Source organism: Pseudomonas rhodesiae (assembly GCF_013285305.1).
Classification (GTDB): domain Bacteria; phylum Pseudomonadota; class Gammaproteobacteria; order Pseudomonadales; family Pseudomonadaceae; genus Aquipseudomonas; species Aquipseudomonas rhodesiae.
Window position 1 is genome coordinate 2,108,219 of record NZ_CP054205.1, and the last position, 16,383, is coordinate 2,124,601.

Sequence of the window (16,383 nt, forward strand, 5' to 3'; positions counted from 1 at the left end):
CCATTCGTCATGCTTCCTGAATGCCAGCTGTTCGGCACCCTGGGTTGCCACCTGTGTGAGATTGCCGAAGCCGAAATCATGCCGCTCGTCGAACATGGGTTGCAGGTTGAGTTGGTGGATATCACCGATCCCGAGGACTTGACCGAGGTCTACGGTCTACGGATTCCGGTGCTTCGACGGGCAGACACGGGCGCGGAACTGGACTGGCCCTTCGACACCGACCAGGTGGTCGCCTTCGTTCTCTGACGTCATGGCGATGGCGGGTTTCCAAATATTACGCTACTGTATGTTTGTACAGCGATGGAATAGAGGGAACGCCCGTGGTGAATGTTGAACAACTGAAAAGCAGCGTCAATCGCATGTCCGCCGACATCGTGCGCGATGCGGTGAACGAGCTGCGCCTGGACGGTCTGGTCACGGAAGGTAAGACGCCGTTCAACAAAGTGCATTTCAATACCTGCTTTGCCGAGATCGAAGCGCTGTTTCAGCGTGCCGGCTATCACAAGCAGTTGGACGTGGTGGGTTACCAAGGCTTGCTGTACGCCCTCTACGATCCGGGGCGTTGGGAGGCGGTGGACGTGTTGCGTTGGCTCAAGGAATTCACCGAAGCGGCCAGTGCCTCGCCGACCCTGCGCGCTGAATTAGCCAAGGCCTGAGATCCGCCCTAGGCTCGATCCCGCTCCATGCGGGATAATGCCCGCCGGTTTTCCCAGGCTTCGAGCGTCTTCATGTCCACTTCCGGTTTTTCCGCGTCCCAGCACCAGGCCAGCACCTTGTATCTGCCACCGGGCCCTTGGGCTACGGTGCTGGACTGTCTGTGCACGCACTTCCCCGCGATCAGCCGCGAACACTGGTTGGACCGCATCGCTCGCGGTCGCGTGCTGGACATCAATGGCGACCCCATCCAGCAAGACCTGGCCTACAGGGAAGGCCTGTGCATCTACTATTTTCGCGAGGTGCCCAACGAAAAGGTCATCCCGGTGCAGGAAACTATTCTGTATGCCGACGAACACTTGGTGGTGGCCGATAAACCGCACTTCCTACCCGTGACCCCGGCCGGCGAATACGTCGAACAGACGCTGTTGCGCCGCCTGATTCGTCGCCTGGACAACCCGTCGCTGGTGCCCCTGCATCGTATCGACCGGCACACCGCGGGGCTGGTGCTGTTCTCGGCCAACCCCCACAGCCGCGCGGCGTATCAGCAGCTGTTTCCTACGCGCAAGATCGATAAATTTTACGAAGCCATTGCCCCCGCGCTGCCGGATCTCACCTTTCCCTTGGTGCACAAAAGTCGTCTGGTGGACGGTGAACCCTTCTTTCGCATGCAGGAAGGTCCCGGCGTCAGCAACACCGAAACCGCGGTGGAGGTTCGCGAAAAACATGGCGAGCTATGGCGCTACGGCCTGTTCCCGGTCACCGGCAAGAAGCACCAGTTGCGCGTGCACATGACCGCGCTGGGGGCGAGTATCTGCAATGACCCGTTCTACCCCGACGTGCTCAAGGACGCCGTGGACGACTACGCCAACCCACTTAAACTGCTGGCCCAGGGTGTGCGTTTTGTCGACCCGGTTACCGGCCAGACGCGCGACTTTCGCAGCCGCATCACCCTCGATTGGTGAGCGCCGGAAACGACAAGGCCCGCGCGAGGCGGGCCTTGTGGGCAAACGTTTAAGACTTACAGGTCTTTAACGGTGCGAACCTGGTCTTTATTGATACGGGTGTGCTTGCCGTCCAGCTGTTCGAATTCGTAGAAGCCCGAATCTTCATCGTATTTCGGGGTGTCGACGGCCTGGATTTCACGACCGTCATTCAGGGTGATCACGGTAGGCGAGGCGCAACCGGCGAGGGTAGCGAGGCCCAGGGCGAGCATGAAAGCGGCGATGGTCCGTTGAGTCATGGGTGTGTCTCCAAGAGAATTCTTTGAAATTGCTGACCTTGTGACGCGTAAGGCGTCGCCAAAGTTCCTTGTACGAAAGTTCATTCTGACACGTCAGACTTCTGGTGCAACAGTTCGGGTGTGTTCAAGTTGGCCAGGCGTGGATCATTCGCCGGGCATTCCAGGCCCACGCCACCCAGTTGCAGGAGGATCTTGCGCGGGCTGCGCTCGCCAGCGTGCCAGGCTTGTTCTACCGCGTTCCTGAGGTGCGTTGGGATGATGCAGATCAAGGGTTCCCAGAATTCCCCATGGCGCACCATCACCGGCGACTGCGGGGTGCGTCGGGCCGTGTCACGCAGGTCGGCGAGCAGGCGCGCGTCGATATGCGGCACATCGCAGGGCAACACCAGCAAATGCTCATGGCGCGCGGCGGCGAGGCCGGCGCGGATACCGGCGAGCGGCCCGGGGAAGTCCGCGCTATCGTCGTTTACCAGGTGATCGGCGTATGCCGCGTAACGGTCTTGGTTGCGGTTGCAGGAGATGATCAAGTCGTCGGTCAGCCCGCGCACCAAGCCCTGCAAGTGCGCGATCAGCGGCTGGCCGCGCCAGGTTAGCAAGCCTTTGTCCTGGCCGCCCATGCGTTGGCCGCGGCCACCGGACAGCAATAGAATCGAACAGGGCAAAGGGCACGAATCAAAGGACATGGTGGTTCCGCAGCGGCAAGCAAAGGAGGGCCTGTGATATAACACCGGGCTGTTCCTTCGACAACCGGACCGTGCCATGAAAGCCAAGGTTGATGCGCCTTTTGTACCCCTGAATATCGCTGTATTGACCGTCAGTGACACCCGCACCCTGGATACCGACACCTCGGGCCAAGTCTTCGTCGACCGTCTGACCGCCGCCGGCCATCGCCTGGCCGAGCGCGTGCTGCTCAAGGACGATCTCTACAAGATCCGCGCCCAGGTTGCCCACTGGATCGCCGAAGACGTGGTGCAAGTGGTGTTGATCACCGGCGGCACTGGCTTTACCGGCCGCGACAGCACCCCCGAAGCGGTGAGCTGTCTGCTGGACAAGCAGGTCGACGGCTTCGGTGAGCTGTTCCGCCAGATCTCCGTGGCCGATATCGGCACCTCCACCGTGCAATCCCGCGCGCTGGCCGGTCTGGCCAACGGCACCCTGGTGTGCTGCCTGCCGGGCTCCACCAATGCGGTGCGCACCGGTTGGGACGGCATCCTCGCCGAGCAGTTGGACAACCGCCATCGCCCGTGCAACTTCGTCCCGCACCTCAAACTGGCTGAACCTTGTGAATCCCGTGGGTAAGCCCGGCAAGGCCGGCGCCCTCATGCCGGTAGAGCAGGCGCTGCAACAGCTGCTGGACCTGGCCGACGCCACGCCGATTCGCGAGCAGGAGACGTTGCCCCTGGCCGGCTGCGACGGTCGCGTACTCGCGCATGCGCTGATCTCCACCCTCGACCTGCCGCCCTGGCCCAACAGTGCCATGGATGGCTACGCCGTGCGCCTCTCTGACTGGACCGGCGAGCCGCTGGTGGTTAGCCAACGTATCTTCGCCGGTCAGGCGCCGCAGCCCATGGCGGCAGGAACCTGCGCGCGGATTTTCACCGGTGCGCCGGTCCCCGCCGGCGCCGATTGCGTGGAGATGCAAGAAAACGCCGTGGTCCACGCCGATGAACGGGTGAGTTTCAGCGAACCCCTGCGCACGGGCCAGAACATCCGCCCCCAGGGCCAGGAAACCACCGTCGGCGAAACCGTGCTCGACGCGGGCACGCGCCTGGGGCCCATCGAGCTGGGCTTGGCCGCGTCCTTGGGCTGCGATGGCCTGGCCGTGGTGCGTCGCCCGCGGGTGGCGGTGCTGTCCACCGGCGACGAGCTGATCGAACCGGGCTTGCCCCTCGGCCCGGGGCAGATCTACAACAGCAACCGCCGTGTGCTGTGCAGCTGGCTGGCGCGGATGGGCTGTGACGTGATCGATGCCGGGATTCTGCCTGACGACCTGGAACAGACCCGTGGGCGTCTGGCCGGGTTGGGCAGCGTAGACCTGATCCTGTCCACCGGTGGCGTGTCGGTGGGGGAGGCGGACTTCCTCGGCATCGCTCTGCGTGAAGAGGGCGAGCTGGCGTTATGGAAACTGGCGATCAAGCCAGGCAAGCCGCTGACGGTCGGCCATTTTCGCGGTGTGCCGGTGATCGGTCTGCCTGGTAACCCGGCGTCTACCCTGGTGACGTTTGCGCTCTTGGCGCGCCCGTACATCCTGCGGCGTCTAGGCGTACTCGACGTGACACCGTTGCGCTTCGAGGTTCCGGTGGGTTTCGAATGGCCCAAGCCGGGCAACCGCCGCGAGTACCTGCGCGGGCGTATCGAGCAGGGTCGAGCGGTCATCTATCGCAACCAGAGTTCCGGCGTGCTGCGCAGCGCGGCGTGGGCCGAAGGATTTGTGGAGGTGCTGGAAGAGACCACCTTGGCAAGGGGGGATCGAGTCAATTTCATTCCCCTGAGTGAGGTACTAGGCTGACCCGCCGCCCACCGGCGCAGATTGTACAAAGAGGAAAAGTCCTATCAGCTAACCCGAGCATGCACGTTACTTTTCCAGGCTCTTGTTAACTGGAGGACTGAAAATGCTGGTTCAACCTGGGACACCCCCTAATTCTTCATCGACGGCTGTGCCGCTAGGGCTTGGTTCATCCTCTGCCTTGCCGATTGACGCAAGCAATGCGCGTGGGCTCTTGAATGAGCTGATTCGTAGGCCGCTGTCCGAGAACACTTTCTCTGAGCGGCTTGCGTGTATGCGCGCTGACCCGACTATTACCTCCTGGCAGGCACTGACCCGTGACCCCGATGGGCTGCAAAAACTTCAGGACAATGAGCGCAAAGCCTGGTCAAGTCCGGCGGCAGTCGACAAAAGCCTGCCGACGCTGGCGCAAGCGTTGACCAAAAAAGGCGTCTGGCTGCCCGAGGTGGAAAACTTCAATGTCAACATTCTGAAAAACCTGACGACCCAGGTTGCAGAAAAATACCTGGCGCAGTTCCAGTCCATCCTTCAGGACCCGGCGCCTGCGAAGGCGCAAGATGTATCAATCGTGCGCGGCGCGCCCTCAGCGGGCAAAACCACCTTTCTCAAAGACCAGTTCTCGCTCAACACCGATGCGGTTAAAAACATGATTCAGGACCGCATGCCGGGCACAGGAATGATGCAAGTGCACGATCAAGCCGTGGCGTTGGTTCAGCAGTTTTCCGCGTCCATGGAGAAGCGCCTTGCACAGCCTCTGACGCGGGATGCGTTGTATTTGTGGCCAAATGACGTCAAGCAAAAAATCACCGGCGTGACGAAAGTATCGACTGGGCCCAACCTGAATTTTCACGACATACAGGTCGACCTCACCACATTGTGCTGCCGGATTCTCAAGCGGGGTACCGATGAGGCGGTGATGAACTTCGATGTGTTGAGTCGGTTTTTCAGTGCGGGGCTGGAGCACCGGAACCAGACTATGGCATTGGTCAAAGACAATCAGTCGCTGCTCAAGGAGTATTCACTGTCAGCATGGGACGGTACGAAAAATGTGCTCGTCGCGCAGTTGGAACCCAATAGCAAAGCGATAGTGGTCAAGGATCAGGCGATATTCGACAGCCTCACCGCTCGGGATAAAGACGCGATTAAGGCGGAGATAGACCGCGTCCGCGATACCGTCATCGACACGCACTTCATTGATACCTTTACAGCACCGCTCGCCGACGAGCCTGCAAACGCGTTTCGCTCGGTGCTCAGTGCCTATATGGGGATGACATTCAAACAAGCCTTGGAGCAGCATAGCCAACGCAAGCCGGTTGTCACATCAATCGCATCGAGAGTGCTGACGGGTGTCGTCCCCGGCTGAGTCAATAGTCATCGCCACGCTCGGTCACATCCCGCTCCACCGGGCCCGCATGCGGGTCAAATCCCACCGGGAACTTGCCTTTCAATGTCCAAGCAAACGCAATGATCTCGGCAATGGTGCGATACAACTCCTCGGGAATGCTGTCGCCCAATTCCATGCGGGCCAGCAGTTTTACCAGCTCGGCGTTTTCATAGATCGGTACTTCATTTTCCCGCGCGAGCTTGAGGATGGCTTCGGCCAGGGCATCATCGCCTTTGGCGGTGAGCGTCGGCGCCTGCTGGCCGTCGTACTTGAGGGCAATCGCCTGGCGAGATGATTCGGTGGTCTTCATGCGGTTTCGTCCACCCAGCGTTGTTCCAGGCCTGTCTTGGGGCCTCGTGGCGGCGTGCCAAGGTGGCAGTCGAGGTCGCCGACGTTGATGCCCGAGGTCACCAGGCGCTCGCGCAAGCTGCCCAAATGGCTTTCAATCAGGCTCGCGGTAAACGGTCGGGTCGCCCACAGTTGGCTCGACAACTTGCCCTGGCTCAACTGCGCCTGCACCTGCAATGGGCCCAGGGGTTCCATGTCGAAGGCCAGCTCGACGCGCCAGAGCATCTGCTTGGCGTCCTTATTGGCTTTGCGTTCGGGCTGATCCTTGTCCGGCGCCGGTTCTTCACGCTGGAACTTGACCTGCAACGGCACGATGTCCTGCAGGGTGCGCATGGGGATTTCCAACTGCCAAGTGGTTTGCAGGCGGCCATCGGCCGTAGTGCCGGTTTGTTCCAGGCTCGACAACTGATGGCTCTGCAAGCGCGAGATCGCCCCGGCGGCCAGGCGCAGCAGGTTTTCCAGATCGCCTTCGCCCTCCAGCTTGCCCATCAGGCGCTCGGGCAGAGGGAAGCTCACCGGTGCCTGGCGTGCGCTGACTTGCCCCAAGGTATTCAGCGGGCTGCGCACAAAGTTCGGCAGCATCTGGGCCAGGGTGTTGGCGGCCAGGATGGCATTGAGGTTGGTATTGGCGGGCAGGGCGGGGACCAGGTCGGCGACCAACCGCAGCAGCGCACCTTTCATATCCAGGGGCGGTACCTGCGGGTTCTGCCCGGCCAGCAGTTTGGCCTCCAAAAACGCGCCGCTGTTCTGAATCACCTGGGCCAGCACTTTCGGGTTGCTCACCTGGGCCAGGTCCGGCAGGGCGGCCAGCAGACGGTCGGCGGCGGCGCGTAGGTCCGCCGAGGTACTGCCCTCACGCGGTAAGTTCTGCAACGCGTTGAACACTGCATCCAGCGAACCTTGGCGGCTTTGCTGGGTCGCCAGCTGTTGCGTGACGGCCAACTGATCCTTGAGCCCGCTCAACGGCACGAAATTCAAGGTTTGCGCGTTCTGCACCACCGCGCTGAGCAGGCTGCCGACGCGCAACGGCTGCGGGCTCTCCACGGTCAGCGTCGCGCCGGCCATGGCACTGTTGAGCACTGTGACCAGCGAGCGGTAGATCGCCGGCTGTGTGGTGCCCTGGGGCAACACCTGGGTGGTCAGCACCTTGGCCTGCAGCAGCGTGCCTTCGGGGATTTTGCTGGTATCGATGCGCGTCAGGGCGGCGACGTTGGCGCTCAACGCTTGCTGCAGACTCAAGGTCAGGTTGCCTGCAGCCGTCTGACTGACCGCCACATTGCTGCCCAGGGGCAACGGCTGTGGGCTGCTGGCTTGCACCAGGGTCTGGCGACCGCCATCGAGGGTCAGCTTGAGCAGCAACTGGAAAGCCTCGCCGCCTTGTTTGAGGGCAATGACTTCCGCATTGGCGGTTTTCCCCGGGTCGATCAGCCCCGTCTGCGGCTCCAGCAGTTTAAGCAGTGCGCCGGCCGCCGGCAGCGATGGAACGCCGCTCGCCGGGCTGGCAGGTAACGTAGGAAGGTTGATCTCACCGGTCATTGCGTGCGCCGTCTCTGGGGAAATTGCCCTCTTTAGAGTAGGGCATCACATGTATAATGCCGCCCGTCTGCAAAGAGAGCGGTAAAAACCTCACAACTATTTGATCCAGCTCTCTAAAATCGGTCGCCAAAGCCGTTATTGTGCATCTCTCTTTAACGGCCGCTGCACCGCCGACTTGAACCGTAAAGGCCCGCGATCTTTTGACTAGCCCTCTTCTTGAAGCCGTAGCGCTTGCCTGTGAACGCGACCTGCGCCTGCTGTTCGAGCACCTCGAACTGCGGCTGGCGGCCGGCGACATGGTGCAGGTCAGTGGCCCCAACGGCAGTGGCAAGACCAGCCTGCTGCGCCTGCTGGCCGGCTTGATGCAACCTACGGCCGGTGAAGTGCGGCTCAACGGCAAGCCTCTTAATGAGCAGCGCGGCGAATTGGCGCGCAATCTGATCTGGATTGGCCATGCCGCCGGTATCAAAGATGTGCTGACCCCCGAAGAAAACCTCAGCTGGCTCACCGCCCTGCATCACCCCGCGTCCCGCGAGGCGATCTGGCAGGCGCTGACCGCTGTCGGCCTTAAAGGCTTTGAAGACGTGCCTTGCCACACGTTGTCCGCCGGCCAGCAGCGCCGTGTCGCTTTGGCGCGCCTGTATTTGCCGGGCGCGCCGCTGTGGGTTCTCGATGAGCCCTTCACTGCCCTGGATAAGCAAGGCGTGGCCCAATTGGAAGAACACCTGGCCCGGCATTGCGAGCAGGGCGGTCTGGTGCTGCTCACCACTCACCACAGTTTGACGCGGGTGCCCGCCGGTTACCGTGAGTTGGACCTGGGGCGGTGGTCGCTATGAGTGTGTTCGCCTTGCTGGTCGCCCGTGAAGCGCGCTTGCTGTGCCGCCGCCCGGCTGAATTGGCCAACCCGCTGGTGTTCTTTGCCATCGTGATTGCGCTGTTCCCGCTGGCGGTCGGTCCCGAGACTAAACTGTTGCAAACCTTGTCGCCGGGACTGGTGTGGGTAGCGGCGCTTTTGTCCGTCCTGCTCTCGCTGGACGGGCTGTTTCGCAGTGATTTCGAAGACGGTTCTCTGGAACAGTGGGTCCTTTCGTCGCACCCCCTGCCACTTCTGGTGTTGGCCAAGGTACTGGCACACTGGGCTTTTTCCGGCTTGGCGCTAGTCTTGCTCTCGCCGCTGCTGGCGATGATGCTGGGTTTGCCCGTCGAATGCCTGCCGATTCTGCTGCTGAGCCTGTTGCTCGGTACGCCGGTCCTCAGCCTGCTGGGGGCGGTGGGCGCGGCGCTGACAGTAGGTTTGAAGCGCGGCGGGCTGTTGCTGGCGCTATTGATTCTACCGTTGTACATCCCGGTATTGATCCTCGGCAGCGGTGCCTTGCAAGCCGCGCTCATGGGCATGCCGGCAACCGGTTACCTGCTGTGGCTTGGCAGCCTGACCGCCCTGGCGGTAACCCTGACACCTTTTGCGATAGCCGCCGGCCTGAAGATCAGCGTCGGCGAATAATGAGGTCTGGCCGGGCGTTATGCCTTCGCCAGTAAAGACCCTAAGCTGCTTGCCACGACAAGCGGTAACCGTGACGGAAACAGCAATGAACTGGACCTGGTTTCACAAGCTCGGCTCGCCCAAATGGTTTTATGGCATCAGCGGTAAATTGCTGCCGTGGTTGAGCCTCTTCGCCGCAGTGCTGATCGGCATCGGCCTGGTCTGGGGCCTGGCCTTCGCGCCGCCGGACTACCAGCAAGGCAATAGCTTTCGCATCATCTATATCCACGTGCCCACCGCGCTGCTGGCCCAGTCCTGCTACGTGATGCTGGCGGTGTGCGGCATTGTCGGGCTGGTATGGAAGATGAAACTGGCCGACGTGGCCCTGCAATGCGCCGCGCCCATCGGCGCGTGGATGACCGCCGTGGCGCTGGTTACCGGCGCCATCTGGGGCAAACCCACCTGGGGCTCGTGGTGGGTGTGGGATGCACGACTGACGTCTATGTTGATCCTGCTGTTTCTGTACTTCGGTCTGATTGCGCTGGGCAATGCGATCAGCAATCGTGACAGCGCCGCCAAGGCTTGCGCGGTACTGGCCATCGTCGGTGTGATCAATATTCCGATCATCAAGTACTCGGTGGAGTGGTGGAACACCCTGCACCAGGGCGCCACCTTCACCCTCACGGAAAAACCGGCGATGCCCGTGGAAATGTGGGCGCCGCTGCTGTTGATGGTGCTGGGGTTCTATTGTTTCTTCGGCGCGGTGTTGCTGATGCGCATGCGCCTTGAAGTGCTCAAGCGTGAGGCCCGCGCCAGTTGGGTCAAGGCCGAAGTGCAAAGCTGCCTGGGGGCGCGGGGATGAGTTTCAGTTCTTTCGGCGATTTTCTCGCCATGGGCCATCACGGCCTGTATGTCTGGACGGCCTATGGCATCTGCCTGGCGGTGCTGGCCCTCAACGTCGTCGCGCCGATCCTGGCGCGCAAGCGTTACCTGCAACAAGAGGCGCGTCGTCTGCGCCGGGAGACCGATAAGTGAATCCGCTGCGTAGAAAGCGTCTGTTGATCATCCTTGCCATCCTGGTGGGCGTCGGCATTGCCGTGGGCCTGGCCTTGAGCGCCTTGCAGCAGAACATCAACCTGTTTTACACGCCGACCCAGATCGCCAATGGCGAAGCGCCGCTGGACACACGCATCCGTGCCGGCGGGATGGTGGAGAAAGGCTCGCTGAAGCGTTCCGGCGATTCCCTGGACGTCACCTTCGTGGTCACCGACTTCAACAAGGCCGTGACCATCACCTACCGCGGCATCCTCCCGGACCTGTTCCGCGAAGGCCAGGGCATCGTCGCCCTGGGCAAACTCAACGCCGACGGCGTGGTGGTGGCCGATGAAGTGCTGGCCAAGCACGACGAAAAATACATGCCGCCGGAAGTCACCAAAGCCTTGAAAGACAGCGGCCAGTCCGCCCCTGCACCCGCGAAGGAGGGCTAAGCCATGACGTCCGCACTGTTTATTCCCGAGCTGGGCCAGTTGGCGATGATCCTCGCGCTGTGCCTGGCGATTGTTCAGGCCGTGGTGCCGTTGCTCGGTGCCTGGCGCGGTGATCGACTGTGGATGAGCCTGGCGCAGCCGGCTGCCTGGGGGCAGTTTGCGTTCCTGCTGTTCGCCTTCGGTTGCCTGACGTACGCCTTTATGACCGACGATTTTTCCGTCGCCTATGTCGCCAATAACTCCAACAGCGCACTTCCTTGGTACTACAAGTTCAGCGCCGTGTGGGGCGCCCACGAAGGTTCATTGCTGCTGTGGGCGCTGATCCTCGGCGGCTGGACCTTCGCGGTGTCGGTGTTTTCGCGCCAGTTACCGCAAATCATGCTGGCCCGCGTGCTGGCCGTGATGGGCATGATCAGCATCGGCTTCCTGCTGTTCCTGATCATCACCTCCAACCCGTTCAGCCGTATCCTGCCGCAGGTTCCGGCGGACGGTCATGACCTCAACCCGTTGTTGCAGGACATCGGCCTGATTGTGCACCCACCGATGCTCTACATGGGCTACGTGGGGTTCTCCGTGGCCTTCGCCTTTGCCATCGCCGCCTTGCTTGGCGGGCGGCTGGATGCGGCGTGGGCACGCTGGTCGCGGCCGTGGACCATCGTCGCTTGGGCTTTCCTCGGCATTGGCATCACCCTTGGTTCGTGGTGGGCCTACTACGAACTTGGCTGGGGCGGCTGGTGGTTCTGGGACCCGGTGGAAAACGCCTCGTTCATGCCATGGCTGGTGGGCACCGCGCTGATTCACTCCCTGGCGGTCACCGAAAAACGCGGCGTGTTCAAGAGCTGGACCGTGCTGCTGGCCATCGCGGCCTTTTCCCTCAGCCTGCTGGGCACCTTCCTTGTGCGTTCAGGCGTACTGACTTCGGTGCACGCGTTTGCGTCCGACCCGGCGCGCGGCATCTTCATCCTGATATTCCTGCTGTTCGTGGTCGGTGGTTCGCTGACCCTGTTCGCCCTGCGCGCGCCGGTGGTCAAGAGCCAGGTGGGCTTCAACCTGTGGTCGCGGGAAACCCTGCTGCTGGGCAATAACCTGGTGCTGGTGGTGGCCGCGTCGATGATCCTGCTCGGCACGTTGTACCCGCTGGTGCTGGATGCGTTGAGCGGCGCCAAGCTGTCCGTGGGCCCACCGTATTTCAACGCCTTGTTTATTCCGTTGATGGGCTTGTTGATGGTGGTGATGGCGGTCGGCGTACTGGTGCGCTGGAAGGACACCCCGGTGAAATGGCTGCTCGGCATGTTGATGCCGGTGCTGCTGGGCAGCGTGGCCCTCGCCGTGATCGCGGGTATCGCCTACGGCGACTTCAACTGGGCGGTGCTGGCCACGTTCCTGCTGGCAGCCTGGGTGCTGCTGGCCGGCGTGCGCGACATCGTCGACAAAACCCGCCACAAAGGCCTGATCAAAGGGTTGCCGACGTTGACCCGCAGCTACTGGGGCATGCAGATCGCGCACCTGGGCATTGCCGTGTGCGCCCTCGGCGTAGTGCTTTCCAGCCAGAACAGCGCCGAGCGCGACTTGCGCCTGGCACCGGGCGAATCCATGGACCTGGCCGGATACCACTTTATTTTCGAAGGCGCCAAGCACTTCGAAGGGCCGAACTTCACGTCAGACAAAGGCACCGTGCGCGTCGTCCGAAACGGCAAGGAAATCGCCGTGCTGCACCCGGAAAAACGCCTCTACACCGTGCAGAGTTCGATGATGACCGAGGCCGGTATCGACGCCGGTTTCACCCGCGACCTCTATGTGGCCCTGGGTGAACCGCTGGGCGAGGGGGCGTGGGCGGTGCGCGTGCACGTCAAGCCGTTCGTGCGCTGGATCTGGTTCGGCGGCCTGCTCACCGGTTTCGGTGGTTTGCTGGCAGCACTGGACCGGCGTTATCGAGTCAAGGTCAAAAGCCGCGTGCGTGAAGCGCTCGGCCTGCAAGGAGCGGCGGTATGAAGCGTTGGTTAATGGTGTTGCCGCTGGCGGCGTTTCTGGTGGTGGCGGTCTTCCTGTATCGCGGCTTGTACCTGGACCCGGCCGAACTGCCCTCGGCGATGATCGGCAAGCCGTTCCCGGAATTTTCCCTGCCTACCGTGCAGGGCGATAAAACCCTGACCCGTGCCGACCTGCTGGGTAAGCCAGCGCTGGTCAACGTGTGGGGCACCTGGTGCATCTCATGCCGCGTGGAACATCCGGTGCTGAACAAACTGGCCGAGCGCGGCGTGGTGATCTACGGCATCAACTATAAGGATGACAACGCGGCGGCGCTTAAATGGCTGGCCGAGTTCCACAACCCCTACCAATTGGACATCCGCGACGAAGACGGCAATCTCGGCCTGAACCTGGGCGTCTACGGCGCCCCGGAAACCTTCTTCATCGATGCCAAGGGCGTGATCCGCGACAAGTACGTCGGGGTGATCGACGAAGTGGTATGGCGCGAGCAATTGGCCGCCAAGTACCAGGCGCTGGTTGATGAGGCCAAGCCATGAAGCGCCTGTTAGCCGCTGCCGTACTGGCACTGGGCTTGGCCGGCGTGGCCCACGCCGCCATCGACACCTATGAGTTCGCCAATGACGCCGAGCGTGAGCGTTTTCGCGACCTGACCAAAGAACTGCGCTGCCCTAAATGCCAGAACCAGGACATTGCCGACTCGAACGCGCCCATCGCTGCTGACCTGCGCAAAGAGATCTTCCGCATGTTGGGGGAGGGCAAGGACAACCAGCAGATCATCGACTTCATGGTCGACCGCTACGGTGACTTCGTGCGTTACAAACCGGCGCTGACCGGCAAGACCGCGCTGCTCTGGTTTGGCCCCGCCGCGCTGTTGCTGACCGGTGTGGTGGTAATGGCTGTGATCGTCCGCCGTCGCCGCGCCGCGCCCACCGATGGCTCCGACGCGCTATCCCCTCAAGAGCGCCAACGTCTCGACCACTTGCTGGACAAAACCTCTGATGATTGATTTCTGGCTCGCAGCAGGCTTGCTGCTTCTGGTTGCCCTGAGTTTTCTGTTGATCCCTGTGTTACGTGGCCGCCGTGCCCAGCGCGAGGAGGATCGCACCGCACTGAATGTGGCGCTCTACCAAGAGCGCGTGGCCGAACTGCAAACCCAGCAGGCCGAAGGCGTGCTTGACGCCGCGCAACTCGACACCGGCCGCGCCGAAGCCGCCCGCGAATTGCTGGCCGACACCGAAGGTGTGGAAGCCCCCCGCGAATCGCGTCTGGGTAAACCGCTGCCGTTGCTGGCCGCGTTTCTGGTGCCGATTCTGGGCCTGGGCTTGTACCTGCACTTTGGTGCCAGCGACAAGGTGGAACTGACCCGCGAATTCTCCCAGCCGCCGGTGTCGCTGCAAGACATGACCCAGCGTTTAGAGCGCGCCGCCGCCGCCCAGCCGGATTCGGCCGAAGGCCTGTACTTCCTCGGTCGCGCCTACATGGCCCAGGATCGCTCCGCCGATGCGGCCAAGGTCTTCGAGCGCGCCGTGGCCCTGGCCGGTCGCCAGCCGGAACTGCTCGGCCAGTGGGCCCAGGCCCAGTATTTTGCCGACAACAAACAATGGTCGCCGAAGATCCAGGCATTGACGGACGAGGCGTTGAAGCTCGACCCGAAAGAAGTCACCAGCCTCGGCTTGCTCGGCATCGCCGCGTTTGAAGGCGAGCGCTATCAGGACGCTATCGACTACTGGGGGCGTCTACTCGCGCAACTGCCCGCGGAAGACAACTCCCGCGTCGCGCTGCAAGGCGGCATCGACCGCGCCACGCAAAAACTCAAGGAAAGTGGCGGCACCGTCGCCCAGGCGCCTAAGGCGGCAACCTTGAAAGTGCGCGTGGATGTGTCCGCTGACGTAAAGGCCAAGGCCCTGCCAGGCGACAGCGTGTTTATCTTCGCCCGTGCCGTGAGTGGCCCGCCGGCGCCGTTGGCGGCCAAGCGCGTCACCGTGGCCGAGTTGCCGATCACCGTCGAACTGGGCGATGCCGACGCGATGATGCCGCAGTTGAAACTGTCCAACTTCCCCGAAGTCCAACTGGTTGCGCGCATATCCCGGGCTGGTCAACCGACCGCCGGCGAGTGGATCGGCCGCAGCCAACCCCTGGCCAGCTCCACCACTGCGTTGCAGCAGCTGACCATCGACAGTCCGGACAAGTAATTCGAGGAAACACCATGACCGCATTCGCACGTATCACCTTGCTCAGCCTGGTATTGGGCCTGAGCGCTTGTGCGGTCCACCGGCCACCGCCTGCGCCGACCGGCCCGACCATCCCGCCGTCGGGCCCATCGACCCAGCCCAGCACCAAACCGTCCGGCCCGGTAACCCCGCCGCCAAAGCCGCTGCCAACCAAGTCCCCGACCTTCGCCCCACCACCGGGCGCCGCCAGCCACTGGGACGGCAAGATGCAGGTGTATGTGCTGGACGAACAACCCGACACCTTCTACCGCCAGCGCACCTACTACCGCTGGAGCAACGGCTGGAGCCGCTCCATCAGCCCCAACGGGCCATGGGAGGAGACGGACGTGCACGGCGTGCCGCCGGGGTTGAGTAAGCAATACGCGCAGTGACAAAAGGCGACCTTTGGGGTCGCCTTTTTTCATCTTGATATTCATTCCTCCAAACACCTGAAATCCCTGTGGGAGGGGGCTTGCCCCCGATCACGGTGTGTCAGTGGTAGATGGGCTGACTGACCCACCGATCTCGGGGGCAAGCCCCCTCCCACAGTGGATCTCTTTAGATATCCAGGCAAGGTGCGCTCTCGTACCGCCGGTTTACCCAAGGTATCTACCTCACCTCACACTGATACGTTGCTTTGAGTCTCTACGCACCCTCTATACTGTCTCGCGACAATTTCCCAGGTGCTGCCAGCCGCCCAATACGGCTGGTGATATACGCAGAGGCTGTTTCAATGGCAGGCAGGTTGATCTATCTCATCGGCCCATCGGGTTCGGGCAAGGACAGCCTGTTGGAGGCCGCGCGTGCGCGTCTGGCCGAGCGCGGTTGCCGCATTGTGCGTCGCGTGATTACCCGCTCGGCGGAAGCGGTAGGCGAGGCGGCGCAGGGTGTGAGCCCCGAACAGTTCGCCGTAATGGAGGCGCAAGGGGCGTTTGCGCTTAGCTGGCAGGCCAATGGTTTGTGTTATGGCATTCCAAAGGTGATCGACGACTGGCTGGCGGCGGGGGAGGACGTACTGGTCAATGGTTCGCGCGCGCACCTGGCGCTGACCCGCGAGCGCTATCCAACGTTGCTGGTGTTATTGCTGACCGTGGATCAGGCGGTGTTACGCGAGCGTCTGGTGGCACGGGGACGGGAAACACTGGCGGATATTGAAAAGCGCCTGGCGCGTAATGCCCGGTTTACGGCGCAGATGCGGGCCGGTGACGGCGCGGGGCTTTTGCTGCTGGATAACTCCGGCCCGCTGGAACATACCGTGGAGCGTTTGCTGTGTTGCCTGGAGCAAGGGCATTCAGCCTGTGCATGAACGCCGGCAGGGCATCGGTAGTTTGAGCGGATGTGTCCCGGCTAATGGGCAACGGGCGTAGTTCAAGGGCTGTTGGTGTGTAGCCGTTTGTTTTATTTCTGTGGATTCAAGCGCTTTTCAGCACGGTCGGTCTGTGTCCGATTGTGAGAAGTGTAATGGGGCTCTTCCTTTAGTTAGCGCGCGTTACCCCGACAGCCCGCTGTTGCAGTGCGAAGCAAATCGGCACTTTCCGAAGGTTTG

At 62.1% G+C, this 16,383-nt stretch carries 21 protein-coding genes; 17 read left to right on the forward strand and 4 right to left on the reverse strand.

Annotated features, from left to right (window positions below):
• Nucleotides 1-9: 9 nt before the first annotated feature.
• The 3 genes from HRH33_RS09620 (at nt 10) to HRH33_RS09630 (ending at nt 1,619) form a co-directional block, all read left to right on the forward strand.
• On the forward strand, nt 10-246 hold the full coding sequence (locus HRH33_RS09620) for a glutaredoxin family protein (protein ID WP_167417586.1): 237 nt from the start codon (nt 10-12) through the stop codon (nt 244-246).
• A gap of 74 nt (nt 247-320) precedes the next feature.
• The gene (locus HRH33_RS09625) at nt 321-656 is read left to right on the forward strand and encodes a transcriptional regulator (protein WP_167417585.1); all 336 of its coding nucleotides are present in this window, start codon (nt 321-323) and stop codon (nt 654-656) included.
• Between the two features lie 72 nt (nt 657-728).
• The gene (locus HRH33_RS09630) at nt 729-1,619 is read left to right on the forward strand and encodes a pseudouridine synthase (protein WP_034096621.1); all 891 of its coding nucleotides are present in this window, start codon (nt 729-731) and stop codon (nt 1,617-1,619) included.
• 56 nt (nt 1,620-1,675) lie between these two features.
• Here HRH33_RS09630 and HRH33_RS09635 read toward each other — a convergent pair whose 3' ends face one another.
• Both HRH33_RS09635 and mobA read right to left on the reverse strand, forming a co-directional pair.
• A complete protein-coding gene (locus tag HRH33_RS09635) occupies nt 1,676-1,897 on the reverse strand; it encodes a YgdI/YgdR family lipoprotein (RefSeq protein ID WP_034096622.1) in 222 nt (73 codons plus the stop codon).
• A gap of 80 nt (nt 1,898-1,977) precedes the next feature.
• A complete protein-coding gene (gene mobA, locus HRH33_RS09640; protein WP_034096623.1) occupies nt 1,978-2,580 on the reverse strand; it encodes a molybdenum cofactor guanylyltransferase MobA in 603 nt (200 codons plus the stop codon).
• A 76-nt stretch (nt 2,581-2,656) separates the two neighbouring features.
• On the opposite strand from mobA, the gene moaB reads away from it, so the two are divergent.
• From moaB to HRH33_RS09655, 3 genes are all read left to right on the forward strand, one after another.
• Nucleotides 2,657-3,196 (forward strand): molybdenum cofactor biosynthesis protein B, encoded by a 540-nt coding sequence (gene moaB, locus HRH33_RS09645; RefSeq protein WP_034096624.1) that lies wholly within the window; start codon nt 2,657-2,659, stop codon nt 3,194-3,196.
• Nucleotides 3,180-4,406, forward strand: a complete 1,227-nt coding sequence (locus HRH33_RS09650; protein ID WP_167417584.1) for a molybdopterin molybdotransferase MoeA — start codon at nt 3,180-3,182, stop codon at nt 4,404-4,406. Before moaB ends, HRH33_RS09650 begins: the two co-directional genes overlap by 17 nt.
• 103 nt (nt 4,407-4,509) lie before the next feature.
• Entirely contained in the window at nt 4,510-5,766 is a 1,257-nt protein-coding gene (locus HRH33_RS09655) for a hypothetical protein (protein ID WP_167417583.1), read from the forward strand.
• A gap of 1 nt (nt 5,767) precedes the next feature.
• On the opposite strand, the gene HRH33_RS09660 is transcribed toward HRH33_RS09655, so the two are convergent.
• Nucleotides 5,768-6,097, reverse strand: a complete 330-nt coding sequence (locus HRH33_RS09660) for an EscU/YscU/HrcU family type III secretion system export apparatus switch protein (RefSeq protein WP_034112674.1) — start codon at nt 6,095-6,097, stop codon at nt 5,768-5,770.
• Nucleotides 6,094-7,671 carry a flagellar hook-length control protein FliK gene (gene fliK, locus HRH33_RS09665; RefSeq protein ID WP_167417582.1) on the reverse strand — a complete coding sequence of 526 codons (1,578 nt, stop codon included), beginning with the start codon at nt 7,669-7,671 and terminating at the stop codon, nt 6,094-6,096. Before fliK ends, HRH33_RS09660 begins: the two co-directional genes overlap by 4 nt.
• Nucleotides 7,672-7,871: 200 nt before the next feature.
• Between fliK and ccmA the strand changes: the two genes are divergently transcribed.
• From ccmA to phnN, 11 genes are all read left to right on the forward strand, one after another.
• On the forward strand, nt 7,872-8,507 hold the full coding sequence (gene ccmA / locus HRH33_RS09670) for a cytochrome c biogenesis heme-transporting ATPase CcmA (RefSeq protein ID WP_167417581.1): 636 nt from the start codon (nt 7,872-7,874) through the stop codon (nt 8,505-8,507).
• Nucleotides 8,504-9,172: a heme exporter protein CcmB gene (gene ccmB / locus HRH33_RS09675; RefSeq protein WP_034096629.1), complete on the forward strand. Its 669-nt coding sequence runs from the start codon at nt 8,504-8,506 to the stop codon at nt 9,170-9,172. Before ccmA ends, ccmB begins: the two co-directional genes overlap by 4 nt.
• 85 nt (nt 9,173-9,257) lie before the next feature.
• Complete coding sequence (locus HRH33_RS09680; protein WP_034137538.1) at nt 9,258-10,013, forward strand: heme ABC transporter permease; 756 nt, start codon at nt 9,258-9,260, stop codon at nt 10,011-10,013.
• The gene (gene ccmD / locus HRH33_RS09685) at nt 10,010-10,186 is read left to right on the forward strand and encodes a heme exporter protein CcmD (RefSeq protein WP_034096631.1); all 177 of its coding nucleotides are present in this window, start codon (nt 10,010-10,012) and stop codon (nt 10,184-10,186) included. Before HRH33_RS09680 ends, ccmD begins: the two co-directional genes overlap by 4 nt.
• Nucleotides 10,183-10,638 carry a cytochrome c maturation protein CcmE gene (gene ccmE / locus HRH33_RS09690; RefSeq protein WP_034096632.1) on the forward strand — a complete coding sequence of 152 codons (456 nt, stop codon included), beginning with the start codon at nt 10,183-10,185 and terminating at the stop codon, nt 10,636-10,638. The genes ccmD and ccmE overlap by 4 nt, the downstream gene beginning before the upstream one ends.
• Before the next feature lie 3 nt (nt 10,639-10,641).
• The gene (locus HRH33_RS09695) at nt 10,642-12,630 is read left to right on the forward strand and encodes a heme lyase CcmF/NrfE family subunit (RefSeq protein WP_034137540.1); all 1,989 of its coding nucleotides are present in this window, start codon (nt 10,642-10,644) and stop codon (nt 12,628-12,630) included.
• The gene (locus tag HRH33_RS09700; protein ID WP_034096634.1) at nt 12,627-13,163 is read left to right on the forward strand and encodes a DsbE family thiol:disulfide interchange protein; all 537 of its coding nucleotides are present in this window, start codon (nt 12,627-12,629) and stop codon (nt 13,161-13,163) included. Before HRH33_RS09695 ends, HRH33_RS09700 begins: the two co-directional genes overlap by 4 nt.
• A complete protein-coding gene (locus HRH33_RS09705; RefSeq protein WP_034096635.1) occupies nt 13,160-13,633 on the forward strand; it encodes a cytochrome c-type biogenesis protein in 474 nt (157 codons plus the stop codon). Before HRH33_RS09700 ends, HRH33_RS09705 begins: the two co-directional genes overlap by 4 nt.
• On the forward strand, nt 13,626-14,819 hold the full coding sequence (ccmI, locus tag HRH33_RS09710) for a c-type cytochrome biogenesis protein CcmI (protein ID WP_167417580.1): 1,194 nt from the start codon (nt 13,626-13,628) through the stop codon (nt 14,817-14,819). Before HRH33_RS09705 ends, ccmI begins: the two co-directional genes overlap by 8 nt.
• 14 nt (nt 14,820-14,833) lie before the next feature.
• Nucleotides 14,834-15,229 (forward strand): lipoprotein, encoded by a 396-nt coding sequence (locus tag HRH33_RS09715; protein WP_040266271.1) that lies wholly within the window; start codon nt 14,834-14,836, stop codon nt 15,227-15,229.
• Nucleotides 15,230-15,570: 341 nt separating this feature from the next.
• Nucleotides 15,571-16,143, forward strand: coding sequence for a phosphonate metabolism protein/1,5-bisphosphokinase (PRPP-forming) PhnN (phnN, locus tag HRH33_RS09720; RefSeq protein ID WP_167417579.1), 573 nt, complete (start codon nt 15,571-15,573; stop codon nt 16,141-16,143).
• Nucleotides 16,144-16,383 lie beyond the last annotated feature (240 nt).

Excerpts from the sequence above, each read along its gene's own strand:
- HRH33_RS09700 (WP_034096634.1), top strand. The coding sequence starts at position 12,627 with ATGAAGCGTTGGTTAATGGTGTTGCCGCTGGCGGCGTTTCTGGTGGTG.
- moaB (WP_034096624.1), top strand. The coding sequence starts at position 2,657 with ATGAAAGCCAAGGTTGATGCGCCTTTTGTACCCCTGAATATCGCTGTA.
- HRH33_RS09655 (WP_167417583.1), top strand. The coding sequence starts at position 4,510 with ATGCTGGTTCAACCTGGGACACCCCCTAATTCTTCATCGACGGCTGTG.
- ccmI (WP_167417580.1), top strand. The coding sequence starts at position 13,626 with ATGATTGATTTCTGGCTCGCAGCAGGCTTGCTGCTTCTGGTTGCCCTG.
- HRH33_RS09635 (WP_034096622.1), bottom strand. The coding sequence starts at position 1,897 with ATGACTCAACGGACCATCGCCGCTTTCATGCTCGCCCTGGGCCTCGCT.
- mobA (WP_034096623.1), bottom strand. The coding sequence starts at position 2,580 with ATGTCCTTTGATTCGTGCCCTTTGCCCTGTTCGATTCTATTGCTGTCC.
- ccmB (WP_034096629.1), top strand. The coding sequence starts at position 8,504 with ATGAGTGTGTTCGCCTTGCTGGTCGCCCGTGAAGCGCGCTTGCTGTGC.
- HRH33_RS09630 (WP_034096621.1), top strand. The coding sequence starts at position 729 with ATGTCCACTTCCGGTTTTTCCGCGTCCCAGCACCAGGCCAGCACCTTG.
- fliK (WP_167417582.1), bottom strand. The coding sequence starts at position 7,671 with ATGACCGGTGAGATCAACCTTCCTACGTTACCTGCCAGCCCGGCGAGC.
- phnN (WP_167417579.1), top strand. The coding sequence starts at position 15,571 with ATGGCAGGCAGGTTGATCTATCTCATCGGCCCATCGGGTTCGGGCAAG.
- HRH33_RS09715 (WP_040266271.1), top strand. The coding sequence starts at position 14,834 with ATGACCGCATTCGCACGTATCACCTTGCTCAGCCTGGTATTGGGCCTG.
- HRH33_RS09620 (WP_167417586.1), top strand. The coding sequence starts at position 10 with ATGCTTCCTGAATGCCAGCTGTTCGGCACCCTGGGTTGCCACCTGTGT.
- HRH33_RS09695 (WP_034137540.1), top strand. The coding sequence starts at position 10,642 with ATGACGTCCGCACTGTTTATTCCCGAGCTGGGCCAGTTGGCGATGATC.
- HRH33_RS09660 (WP_034112674.1), bottom strand. The coding sequence starts at position 6,097 with ATGAAGACCACCGAATCATCTCGCCAGGCGATTGCCCTCAAGTACGAC.
- HRH33_RS09680 (WP_034137538.1), top strand. The coding sequence starts at position 9,258 with ATGAACTGGACCTGGTTTCACAAGCTCGGCTCGCCCAAATGGTTTTAT.
- ccmD (WP_034096631.1), top strand. The coding sequence starts at position 10,010 with ATGAGTTTCAGTTCTTTCGGCGATTTTCTCGCCATGGGCCATCACGGC.
- HRH33_RS09705 (WP_034096635.1), top strand. The coding sequence starts at position 13,160 with ATGAAGCGCCTGTTAGCCGCTGCCGTACTGGCACTGGGCTTGGCCGGC.